Below are 12,399 nucleotides of genomic sequence, written 5' to 3'. Positions count from 1 at the left end.
ACCAGTAAAATCCACTGTGTCACCCCGTGGCTTGACCCACGGGGTCCATAAAAAATCTAAAATACTAATAATATTAGTATTTTAAGCTAGATTCCGTGGTCAAGCCACGGAATGACAACGGATGCGTTTTTCAATCCACACTGACAATACCTTTCTTACAAACGGATTTTTTTATGAAGTGATTATTGCCTAATAAATCGTTTATCGCTAGGTAAAGTATAACTTTTATCGGTAGAACGATAGGGACAAATATCAATTCCTCCACGCCTAGTATATACTATATAAATAGAAAGAAAATCAGGACTTATAGCGTTTTTAATATCTGTAAAAATACGCTCAGCACACTGCTCTGCAAACTCATTACAATTTCTAAAAGATATTAAATATTTCAGAAAAGAATCATGTTTTAACTTTTTTCCTTTATATTTTATAACGATTGTACCCCAATCCGGTTGACCGGTTACTAGGCAATTTGATTTGAGTAAATTAGAATTAATCTCTTCTTCTACCAAAACATCTTCATACTCAATTAAACTATTATCGGGTGCACCGTAATTATTGCATACTATATCTAAATCATCGATATTTTTACCACTTGGAACACCAAATTCTACTTTTGTATTTATAGGAAATATACGTCCTGTTACTTTAGCGTGTGTAACATTACTTAGATCCTGCAAGATAATTCTTTCTAGTTCTTTTACTGATTCAACAACAAAGTTATTAAAAGAATTTAGATATAATTTAAATGATTTTGATTCTACTATATTTTCAGAATCCGTCGGTATATAAAAAGTGCCTACTCCAACCCATGGCTTACCGTTCTTATTAAGACAAGATAGTTCATATGTATTCCAAACATCTACACCGTAAAACGGAAGATTATTACTATTTATTCCAAGTTCGTTTCGATGATTTATACGTGGAATTTTAAATAATAAAGTCACATCATAACTATCTTTATAAGTACTTTTTTTACCAAGTAAAGAAGTAGATAAAGGCATTAATTATGCTCCTTGTGCTAAAATTTCTTTTTGTTGTAACTCATCATATTCTTTTAGCATATAACCACGCCCCCATACTGTGTCGATATAATCTCTACCACCGGCAGCATCACTTAACTTTTTACGAAGTTTACAAATAAATACGTCAATAATTTTCATTTCCGGTTCATCAACACTACTATATAAGTGATTTAAGAACATTTCTTTAGTTAAGATAGTTCCTCTTCGGAGTATTAATAGCTCTAAAATAGCATATTCTTTGTTCGTCAAATGTACTTTTTTGCCGTCAACTTCTACACTTCTAGTATCTAGGTTTATGCTAACCTTATCAAACCTAAATACTGATGCTGCATGACCTTTAGAACGTCTAACTATAGCTTTAATTCTAGCAATTAATTCCTCTCTTACAAACGGCTTGGTTAGATAATCATCGGCTCCGGAAGAGAAACCAGTAATCTTTTGATACGTATCCGTTAAGCTAGATAAAATTAAGATTGGGGTTTTTATTTTTGCAGCACGCAATCTTAGTAATATCTCAAAACCATTAATATCCGGTAACATAAGGTCTAAGATTACTAGATCATAACCACCAACTTTACCAAGTCTTAAACCTTCTACACCAACTGAAGCTTTATCACAAACTATCCCTTCTGAAGCTAAAGTTAGCTCAATTAAGTTAGCCATTTCCGGCTCACCTTCAATTAACAAAACTCTCATTATTTTTCTCCATAAAATTCAATTTTTATATTGTGCTATTTTAATTACAGTTAATTATTGTTAACTAAATTATAATTTTTTATCTAGTGCTTTATACATTCATTAATAACATAAGTAAAGAATATTTAATCAAATTGATAAAATTTTTACTATTAAGCTCTATCTGTGATTTAAAAACCATGGTGTTTAAAACGAAATTTATTAAATAATTGAATGATTTTCTTAGTTTTGATGCTCCGACATTTTCTTATGATATAAGGCACCAAAATCTATAGGATCAATCATTAAAGGCTGGAATCCTGCATCTTGAGTACAGCTAGCTATAATTTTTCTAGCAAATGGAAATATCATTGCCGGACAATGAACGGATAATAAAACCGGATGTTGTTCAGAATCAATATTAATTAAATTAAATACTCCAGCATATTTTAATTCTATCTGAAATAATTTATATTTCTCATTTCTTGCAATTGCCTCGATATTTAACTCTACTTCATAGAAATTTTCTTCCGATAAATTAGTAATATTTATATCTAGAGATAAATCAATTTTAGGGCGTTGATCCAAAGCCGCAAGAGAAGACGGGGTAGAAGGGTTCTCAAGAGATAAATCTTTTATATATTGTGCATTAACGGAAATATGCGGCATTGTCTCATTAGTATCGGTGTTTATTGTACTCATAAAAATCCTTATTAAAAATTTAATATAATTTTCTACATAAAAAAGTTATGTTAGCGGTAAAGTTACGCCTACTTGTTTCATATATTTTCCTTGGCGATCGGCATATGAAGTATCGCAAATTTGATCACTCTTTAAAAATAAAAACTGACAAGCTCCTTCATTTGCATATATTTTAGCAGGTAATGGAGTAGTATTAGAAAACTCTAAAGTTACATGTCCTTCCCACTCCGGTTCTAACGGAGTCACATTTACTATTATACCGCATCTTGCATAAGTGGACTTGCCGACACAAATAACTAATACATCACGCGGTATTTTAAAATATTCTATAGTTCTGCCAAGGGCAAAGCTATTAGGTGGGATAATACACACATCTACTTCTCTATCAACTAAATTATATTCAATGAAATTTTTTGGATCAACCGTAGTAGAATTTATATTGGTGAATATTTTAAATTCATTAGATACTCTAGCATCATAGCCGTAAGAAGATAAGCCGTAAGAAATAATCTTTTCTTTATTATGCACTCTTACCTGCTTTTCCGCAAAGGGCCTTATCATACTTTGATTTATAACAGCTTCTTTTATCCACTTATCTGACATTATAGCCATAATCAAAACTTGTATTTAATTAATAAACTAATGATTATAACTCATAATTATTTACAATACAAAATTTTTCTTTCAAACTATAAGTTTGAGACTATTGAATAATGATAGTGATAATAATACAACGTTATATACTTAAAATTAAATTATTACAAATTAAAATAGTTTTTTATTGTCAATTCTGAAAAGTATTATTATATTTATATGTGTAGTTGATTTATATTTAAGTTTATTAGGAGCTTTATTAAAGTGAAAAAATTATTATTAGCTGCAAGTATTATTTGCCTTGCATCGGCTGGTCTTGCCGAAAAAAATCCAACACCTGTTATTTCTAATTCTGATACTGAAATAAAATTAGAAGGATTCTATTTATTTGAAAGCGGTTATATTAAACAGGATCATTTAATTTTATTTGATAAAAATGTAACTGATAACAGGAAAAAGCTAGGGTTTTACACGGAAGCAGCGTTTGCGGCCACTATTGCTAAAACTATCAATGATGTAATAGCAGGTGCTAAAATAGTGCTTCAGCCTACTACAAGAGCAAAAACCTCTACAAGTTATAATGGATCACATATCTTTATTGAAACTAGTTACGGTAAAGTAGAACTCGGCTCTCCTGCTGATGCAAGCGCTAAGTTGCGTATTACCGGTAGTCAAGTAACTGCAGGTCCCGGAGGATGGTCTAGATATGCTCTACTTGACAGTCAATATATGCGATATAATGGTTTAAAATCGGATTTTGATACTAATGCTAGCTTTTATCTTGAGTCATACTCTAATTCTTTTGATCAAATCAATGATAAAGCTGAGAAAGCTAGAAGATTGAATTTTTTCACGCCTAAAATGAAAGGCTTCCAAGCCGGAGTTTCTTATACTCCCGATACTGCTAATACAGGCGGTAATAGAGATATAAATAATTTAACGCTTGAAAGCTCAGGCAGAAATGGAGTTAGTGTTTCTAAAACCGGAATAAAGACGGTTAAATTAGAGAATAACGAAACCATGACTATTAATCAGAATATTAGGGATGCTTTTTCTGCCGGCTTAACTTATGAACATGAAATTAGCGAAGATGCAGACTTAAAATTATCTGTCACTGGGGAATACGGTAAGCCTGCTCGTCGTCTTATTCATGCTAAAATGGACGGAACTACAATTCAAGTGCTTAATAACTATAAGCTTTCTAATTTAAAAGCATATAATCTTGGAGCTGTATTTACTTACGGTAATTTCTCTTGTGGTGCTTCTTACGGTAATTTAGGTAAAAGCTTAACCGCTAGGGAATATTATAAAGTCGGTCGTGATACCTATTATTACAATGGGGCAGTTGCTTATGGACAAGGACCTATAAAAACAAGTCTTGAATATCTTAAAACTTCAAGATATAAAAACACCGTTGATGCTGTAAGCCTCGCTACTGAATATAAAATCATGCCTGGTTTATTACCATATGCTGAAATTTCTCATTTCCAAGCTAAAGGTAAACCTGTATATTCCCCTGAAGCACCTAGTAAAACAACACGAGGTACTGTTGGTCTTATAGGTACAAAACTTAAGTTTTAATTATTTACAAATTAATTTGCCATCACTATTATAATTAAGGCTTAGAGCAATCTTATGCCTTGATTATTCCATTTTTTTAATTGAACGATCAATAAACTTTATAGTTCTGTCGTTGTAATAATCTTCTTTTCTCTTCTGTTAAATCTTTAAACCATTCTATTAGCTTACAGCTCTCTAATTCTTGTCAAATTATGCTTAGCTTTTGTACTTCAAGTACCGGCGAACCTTGAAAAATTTATATTATACTGCCTTTTGATTAAATAAAATTATATATTTTACTTTTTTTTATTTTTAGATATTGATTTTCTCTGATTACCATATATTGTGATGCAACCATAATATATGGTAATCATGTGATATATGATTTTTATTATTTTAAAACAGGAGTAACACTATGAATCATGCTCCATTTACAAGCTCAGGATATTCCTTTGTAAATGGATTAAAAGCAGTTACAAGATATGCAACCGCTTCTAAATTATTATTTAAAGATGCATGTAATTTTGTTTCTAGTTCCAACTTAAAAAAATATTTACAATATTACATGCTTTAAATATTCAGAAAGTCTATACAAAAGACAGGGATTTTGAGGCAGCATTGAAGTTTTTTAATATGCAACAGGATAATTCTCTAAAGATATGTAACTCAGAACATCGAAAAACCAGCAGAGGACAATGAAAATCTTTTCTCTCCTATATTAAATGTATTTAAAAACATGATGGAAACCATTATAGATAAATATATTACTGCAATCCCTCATTTAATGAGTATAGGTTTTACCTTAAAAAGATTTCAAGCCCCCCCAACCACGTTATAAGCAAATTTGATGCAATAAAGGTACCAGCACTTATGGCTGCCACTATCGAAAAACCTTTAATAGATACAATTAGAGAGGATTGTTCTACTATAATTCAATTTTTCAAAGATAGTAATACGCTATTAACTGGTGTTTATAACCTTTTCAGTAATAATAATGAAGATTTTACATATTATCAATTAGAGGAAGGTTATCAGGATGATCAGGTTGATGTTATAGGAGTAGGAGATAGTAACATCTATTAATTTAAATAGGTAAGATGAGTTTAAAAGCCTATAAAAACTTTTAATAATAGAACGGTACAAGCGAATTTATAAATAACTCGCTTATATCAAACCATATAAAATATGCTATTTTTTTGTATATACTCAATCTTTATTATAATTATGATGAAAATCTATTATTTTTTGGGAAGCCCATAGGAGGTAATTTACCGGTACTACCTCTTTTGCCTAAAAATGCAACAATGTTTTTCTCAAGTTTTACTTTTCCATTGTTATTCCAACCTAAGCCGTCTTCTTTATTGAATATTTTAATATCTAGAAGCTTAGCATTCTTAAATTTTTGCAGCGTTACACCTTGCCCTTTTTTCATTTCAGGCATTTCATCTATATTAAATACCAGTAATTTACGACTTTCACCGATACAAGCAATACTATCCCCGTTTACAGGTAAACAAGCTATACATACATGACCATCCGGTACATTCATAATTTGCTTTCCTATTTTTGTTTGAGCCATTACTTCATTTGAATTAACTAAAAACCCCTTACCTACACTACTTGCAAGTAATAAAAGCTGATCAGGTTTATAGACTAAAATATTCGTAATATCGTTATTGCCTATACCCACAAGTAGTTTTATAGATTCCCCTGTTCCTTTACCTTTGGAAATATTATCGGCAAGCAAAGTAAAAAATCTGCCTTCTGAACTAACTATTAATATTTTATCAGTCGTGTAAGCTTCTAAAATAAATTTTTCTGCATCACCTTCTTTATATTTGATAGTCGATAAATCGGTGTTATGACCTTTTAACGAACGCACCCACCCCATTTTTGAGCAGATAATAGTAATCGGCTCTTTAGTAATGAAAGCCGTTATATCAACTACTTGATTCGTAAGCGTTACTTCCTCAAAGCTTGTACGCCTTGCTCCTATTACCGTATTTAATCCAAATGTCGTTTGTACTGTTTTGATTTCTTTTTTAACTATTTTCCATAGTTCTTTAGGATTATTTAGAATTTCTGCCAATATAGCTTGTTGCTTCTGCAAATTACTATGCTCATTAATAATTTCCTGCTCTTCAAGCGTGCGAAGCGAGCGAAGACGGGTATTTAATATCGCTTCTACTTGTATTTCGGTTAGTTTAAACCGCTCCATCATTATCGCTTTTGGCTCATCTTCTTCACGAATAATTTTAATTATCTCATCAAGATTTAGATAAGCTATCCTAAGCCCTTTTAGAATTTCTAAACGATGCTTGATTTTGTTTAAAAGATAAGTTGATCTGCGAGTAACAATATTTTGTCTATGATCTAGAAACTCTTGTAAAATCTCTAAAATATTCATTACTCTCGGCACGTTATTACTGCCGATCACATTCATATTTAACTGAATGCGGCTTTCTAAATTCGTTAGCTTGAATAGAGATTCCATAACTATTTGCGGATCACATCCCCGATCTCTCGGCTCTATAACCAACCTTATAATGTCTGTTGATTCATCTCTAATATTGTTAACAAGGGGAACTTTTTTATCCTTTAGTAATATTGCTATTTGTTCTATAAGTTTTGATTTCTGAACCTGATAAGGTATTTCGGTTACGACTATCTGATATGTACCGTAACTTAGCTCCTCTTTTTCCCATCTGCTTCTCACTCTAAGACTACCGCGTCCAGTAGTATATGCAGCATTAATAACTTCAGCTTTATCAATAATTATGCCGCCGGTCGGGAAATCAGGACCTTTGATAAAGTTCATTATATCGTTAATTTCAGCTTTCGGATGGTCGATTAAATGTATTAGAGCATCACAAAGCTCATGTAAATTATGCGGCGGTATATTGGTTGCCATACCGACTGCTATCCCTTCAGAACCATTAGCTAGTAAATTCGGAAAACTTGCCGGCATTATTACCGGTTCTAAATCGGAATCATCATAAGTAGGGCGAAAATCTACCGTATCTTTATCGATGTCCTCCATTAATAATGTACATATGTCCGTCATACGTGATTCGGTATAACGCATAGCTGCTGCATTATCACCGTCGATAGAGCCGAAATTACCCTGCCCATCAATTAAAGGATAACGCAACGAAAAATGCTGAGCAAGGCGTACCAAGGTATCATACACTGCCACATCACCGTGCGGGTGGTATTTACCTATTACGTCACCGACCACCCTTGCACATTTCTTATAGCCGGAATTCGGCTCAAGCCTTAACTGTAGCATTGCGTATAATAACCTACGATGTACAGGTTTGAGTCCGTCACGTACGTCAGGAAGCGAACGTGACATAATTGTTGATAACGCATAAGCAAGATAACGCTCTGATAATGCATTACCAAAGTCAATATTTTCTATTTTAGCTTCTTTCATAAGTTATTTAGTTTTTATTTATCGTCATTGCGAGCAGTCGTTGTTGCGTGGTTCTCTATGTCATTCCTGCTTTCGCAGGAATCCAGAAAAAAAGTATAAACACAGCAAATTCTTAAAATTAAAAGCTCGATTTATCTCGCTTTATGATGGATTTCTGCTTTCGCAGGAATGACATAAGAGTATACAAATATCACTTCAACACACAACTCTGCTTATTATAAGCTAATTTCTTACAAACCGCTTTAGCTTGACTAAGATTACCATAATCACCGGCTAAGATTAAATAGAAAAATTTGCCGTCGTCATATTTAACTTTTTTGGTTGTGATAACAACATTTTTAAGAATTTTCGGGAATTGCTTTTTTATTCTTTCCCCTTCTTTCATTGCTTCTGCTTCAGATTTTACCGAACCTAGTTGTACTTTATAACTTTCATTATTTTTACAATTTTTAGCATTACTAACCTTATCTTTACTTCCTTTTTCAAGCTTTATTATATTTAAATCCGTTTCATTTTTGGAGTTATTATTTGGCTCTATTAATGCAATAAGGTTAGATATTTCATCAAAAGATTCATCGCTTTGACTTTGGTTACGAGAATCTATACTCATAGGTTTCTCAGGGTCAGGGAGCAATTTTACGGTTTTAATATTTGTATCTTTAGCAATAAGATTTTCATATATTGTACTATGTACTGCTGCTATTTGGTTATTTTCTATTATAGACGGTTTTATTTTTGTAGGCAGCTCATCAGGATAAATAGTAATTACCGGCTTGCTATTCTGATAATATTGATAACCAAAATAAATAGCAGATATACATACTAAAAATACTAGAAATATTTTAATAAAAATATTATTGATCATATTTAGTAATTTGATAATAGAAAAACGTCATTGCGAGGAAAAATTGTAAGTTTTGACGAAGCACTCTCAGGAGTATTATTTCATGAGATTGCCACGCAGCCTACGGCTGCTCGCAATGACGACTCGGTATCCACATGAGCAATACCTCCTTGCAATGACGATGAAAACCTAACTACATTTTGTTCATTGGTTCTACACCTATCACTTCGAGACCGCTAGCTATAACTTTCTGTATGGCACTTGCAAGAGCAAGGCGTGCTAGAGTTAATTCTTTATTGCTCTCAATTACAAATCTATAATCGCTATTTTCTTTACCGAAATTCCACATAGAATGAAATTTTGAGGCTAAATTTATTAAATAAAATGCGATGCGATGCGGTTCAAAATATTTTGCAGATGCTTCTAATGTTTTTGTCCAGCTAGCCAAAAGTTTTATAATCTCAATTTCTTCTTCAGAGGATAATAAAGATAAATCATACTTACCTGCTTCAAAGTTATTATAAGATTCAGGCATTAATTCTCTAGCTTTTGATAAAATAGATATCGTTCTCACATGTGCATATTGTACATAAAAGATAGGATTTTCTCTTGATTGTTCTTTCATTTTTACCAAATCAAAATCAAGTGGCTTATCATTTTGTCTAGTCAACATCATAAATCTTATTATATCTTTCCCCACCTCATGATTTACGTCTTGCACACTAGCAAAGCTCCCAAGACGTTTTGACATTTTAACCGGCACACCGTTTTCAACGAAATTGACCAATTGACAGATTTTAACGTCCACTTTAACCTGCTCCTTACCTAAAGCTTTAACTATTGCCTCAATTCTTTTAACATATCCACTATGATCGGCACCAAGTACATAAATTAAGTGATTCGCTCCCCGCGCTATTTTATCCTTAGCATATGCAAGATCAGAAGCAAAATAAGACCAACTTCCATCAGCTTTTTCTATAGGACGATCTTGACTATCACTGTACTTAGTAGATTTAAATAATTTTTGAACTCTATTATCCCACTCTTTGTGAATTTTACCTTTAGGGGCAGGTAACGTACCTTCATAAATTAGCCCCATACGCTCCAGTAGTTTAACTGTTTCCTCTATCTCACCTTTATCATGCAATGATTGCTCAGAGAAAAATATATCATGTTTAATCCCTAAATCTGCTAAATCTTTTCTATTTAAATCAAGCATTTTTTCTACGGCAAAACTTTTGATTATTTTGAACCTTTCAGCATCGTTCATCGTTAATAATTTATTGCCGTATTCTTTCGCTAAAATTTGCCCAAGCGGAATTAAATACTCTCCCGGATATAACCCGGCAGAGATAGTAATTTGCTCACCTAAAGCCTCTTTATAACGTAATAATACCGTACTAACTAAATCATTTATTTGTGAGCCTGCATCATTAACATAATATTCTTTTGTAACGGAATAACCTACCTTTTGCAAAATCCTTGCTAGCACATCACCATATACCGCACCCCTAGCATGCCCTATATGCATTGGACCGGTGGGATTTGCCGAAACATACTCGATGTTAATATTTCTGCTTTTATCTATATCAATTTCAAAAAACTTTTCTTCATGCTGTAAAATATCCTTTATTGATGCCTGCCAACTATCAGCTTTTATAGTAAAATTAATAAAGCCCGGTCCTGCTATTTCTATACTTGCAATATAAGGTAATGTTATAAGGACTTCTTTAAATTTTAAAGCCACTTCCCGAGGAGCAATACTTTCTTTAGCTGCAATAATCATTGCAATATTACTTGATAAATCACCGTTAAAACTATCTTTCGGTGTTTCAATAGTAGCAGTATTTGCTATTTCTTGATTATTATATAATTGCCTACTTGCCACAATTATATCTTGTTTCAATTGATTAAATATATTCATAATTATTAAATGTTATTAAAATTCAGCGAATAGAATTCTTACAAACGCTCGCTAATAAGGAGGAATTTGTAGGAGACACAGAACGCAGCACCACAGCGTACACTTTAGTACGTGAGGATGCGAGTACCGGAGCAACGCACAAATTACCCTTAGAAGCAAGTTATGTAGGAAGTCGAGCAGAGCTGATTATATTCCTGAATGGCAAAACGGTCAGTCATCCCTGCTATATAATCAGCAACAACTCTAGCTTTACTATATGTTTCATTAGAGTCTATTAGCATTTTCCAATTAACCGGCAATAAATTAATATCATCCATATAAACCTTAAACAGACCTTGTACGATTTTAGTACATTTAAGGCTGATGGCCGTAATTTTATTACTTTTATAAACTCGCTCATGAAGAAACTTCTTAGTTTCCTTAATATTTTCATTAGTTTTTTCCGTAAAATCCACTATTTGATAATTCAAGTTACGTATCTCATCTATGTTAGTAATTTTTTCTTTATTTAAATTTTCTTTTGTTTGCCATAATAAATCGGTAATTAACTCATGTATTAGCTTACGTACTACCTCATAAATCAGACATGAGGAACTAATATTTTTAAATTTTGACTTGAGTTCAAAAACATGTTGATCAATATATTTAAGTTCAGCAAGACTATTAAAATCGATAATTTTAGCACCGATACTATCTTCCAAATCATGCGAAATATAGCTAATATCATCGGCAAGAGCTGCTATTTGAGCCTCTGCTGATGCATAGGTACTAAGTTCTAAATCATTTTGCTTATTATACTCTGCTATATATTCATTTATCTCGCCTAGTATAGGACCGTTATGTTTTACTATTCCTTCTAAAACTTCCCATGTTAAATTTACTCCATTATAAGCCGCATATCTTTTTTCAAGTAATGTTAGTATCTTTAAAGATTGAGCATTATGAGAAAAGCCGTTATACTCTCTCATACATTCATTTAAAGCCCGCTCTCCCGCATGACCGAAAGGCGTATGCCCAAGATCATGAGCAAGTGCTATTGTCTCAGCTAAATCATTTGATAAATTTAAAGTATTAGCAACCGAACGTGCAACAGTCGAAACCTCTAGAGAATGAGTTAGCCTATTTCTGTAATGATCTCCCTCGTGATTAATAAAAACTTGAGTTTTATATTGCAAACGCCTAAATGCATTAGTATGTATAATGCGATCACGATCACGTTCAAACTCGTTTCTATAAGAGGTCTGGATTTCCTTATATAATCTTCCCCTACTTCTAAGAGGATCAGAAGCGTATGAAGTAAGCATCGTTATCCTTTATTTTGAAAGACGTTGTTGTGTGGTTCTAACTTTTCGTCATTGCGAGGAAATTGCATAGCAATTGACGAAGCAATCTCAGGAGTTTGTTATTATTTCATGAGATTGCCACGCAGCCTATGGCTGCTCACAATAACGACCCGGTGTATCCACACAACAATGCCTTGCAGGAATGACAGCGGAAAACCGAACCACGCAACAACTACGCTATTTACTATATCCTTTTAAAATCTCAAAATCTTGCCCTTGGAGCAAGAATTTTTCAGGTAATGTAATTTTTGCTACAAAATTCTTTACATCTGCGCTTTGTAAATAGATTGTAGCTT

General features: G+C 32.7%; 10 protein-coding genes and 1 pseudogene. 3 read left to right on the top strand and 8 right to left on the bottom strand.

Features of this window, described 5'->3' with window-relative positions:
• Positions 1 to 182: 182 nt before the first annotated feature.
• From queF to dcd, 4 genes are all read right to left on the bottom strand, one after another.
• Positions 183 to 1,004, bottom strand: a complete 822-nt coding sequence (gene queF, locus O6R16_RS01440) for an NADPH-dependent 7-cyano-7-deazaguanine reductase QueF (RefSeq protein WP_499679702.1) — start codon at positions 1,002 to 1,004, stop codon at positions 183 to 185.
• Between the two features lie 3 nt (positions 1,005 to 1,007).
• On the bottom strand, positions 1,008 to 1,721 hold the full coding sequence (gene ctrA / locus O6R16_RS01435; RefSeq protein ID WP_010976784.1) for a response regulator transcription factor CtrA: 714 nt from the start codon (positions 1,719 to 1,721) through the stop codon (positions 1,008 to 1,010).
• 222 nt (positions 1,722 to 1,943) lie between these two features.
• Positions 1,944 to 2,402 (bottom strand): protein-export chaperone SecB, encoded by a 459-nt coding sequence (gene secB, locus O6R16_RS01430; RefSeq protein ID WP_499679701.1) that lies wholly within the window; start codon positions 2,400 to 2,402, stop codon positions 1,944 to 1,946.
• 45 nt (positions 2,403 to 2,447) lie between these two features.
• Positions 2,448 to 3,014: a dCTP deaminase gene (gene dcd / locus O6R16_RS01425; protein WP_499679700.1), complete on the bottom strand. Its 567-nt coding sequence runs from the start codon at positions 3,012 to 3,014 to the stop codon at positions 2,448 to 2,450.
• Positions 3,015 to 3,260: 246 nt separating this feature from the next.
• On the opposite strand from dcd, the gene O6R16_RS01420 reads away from it, so the two are divergent.
• Together O6R16_RS01420 and O6R16_RS01415 are read left to right on the top strand one after the other, a co-directional pair.
• On the top strand, positions 3,261 to 4,577 hold the full coding sequence (locus O6R16_RS01420) for a porin (protein WP_499679699.1): 1,317 nt from the start codon (positions 3,261 to 3,263) through the stop codon (positions 4,575 to 4,577).
• A gap of 849 nt (positions 4,578 to 5,426) precedes the next feature.
• Positions 5,427 to 5,639 (top strand): hypothetical protein, encoded by a 213-nt coding sequence (locus O6R16_RS01415; protein ID WP_499679698.1) that lies wholly within the window; start codon positions 5,427 to 5,429, stop codon positions 5,637 to 5,639.
• Positions 5,640 to 5,778: 139 nt separating this feature from the next.
• Here the strand turns inward: O6R16_RS01415 and parC are convergent, their stop codons facing one another.
• From parC to argS, 3 genes are all read right to left on the bottom strand, one after another.
• Positions 5,779 to 7,992, bottom strand: coding sequence for a DNA topoisomerase IV subunit A (gene parC, locus O6R16_RS01410; RefSeq protein ID WP_499679697.1), 2,214 nt, complete (start codon positions 7,990 to 7,992; stop codon positions 5,779 to 5,781).
• 190 nt (positions 7,993 to 8,182) lie between these two features.
• Complete coding sequence (locus O6R16_RS01405) at positions 8,183 to 8,857, bottom strand: SPOR domain-containing protein (RefSeq protein ID WP_499679696.1); 675 nt, start codon at positions 8,855 to 8,857, stop codon at positions 8,183 to 8,185.
• A gap of 172 nt (positions 8,858 to 9,029) precedes the next feature.
• Positions 9,030 to 10,760 (bottom strand): arginine--tRNA ligase, encoded by a 1,731-nt coding sequence (argS, locus tag O6R16_RS01400; RefSeq protein WP_499679695.1) that lies wholly within the window; start codon positions 10,758 to 10,760, stop codon positions 9,030 to 9,032.
• A 29-nt stretch (positions 10,761 to 10,789) separates the two neighbouring features.
• Between argS and O6R16_RS01395 the strand changes: the two are divergent.
• Positions 10,790 to 10,996, top strand: a pseudogene (locus O6R16_RS01395) (palindromic element RPE1 domain-containing protein); the annotation flags it as partial.
• Here the strand turns inward: O6R16_RS01395 and O6R16_RS01390 are convergent.
• The gene (locus O6R16_RS01390; RefSeq protein ID WP_499679694.1) at positions 10,910 to 12,064 is read right to left on the bottom strand and encodes a deoxyguanosinetriphosphate triphosphohydrolase; all 1,155 of its coding nucleotides are present in this window, start codon (positions 12,062 to 12,064) and stop codon (positions 10,910 to 10,912) included. The pseudogene O6R16_RS01395 and the gene O6R16_RS01390 overlap by 87 nt on opposite strands.
• Positions 12,065 to 12,399 lie beyond the last annotated feature (335 nt).

Source organism: Candidatus Rickettsia tasmaniensis (genome assembly GCF_036857515.1).
In the GTDB taxonomy this organism is placed as follows: Bacteria; Pseudomonadota; Alphaproteobacteria; order Rickettsiales; family Rickettsiaceae; genus Rickettsia; species Rickettsia rickettsii.
This window is presented reverse-complemented; position numbering and strand designations above follow the sequence as displayed.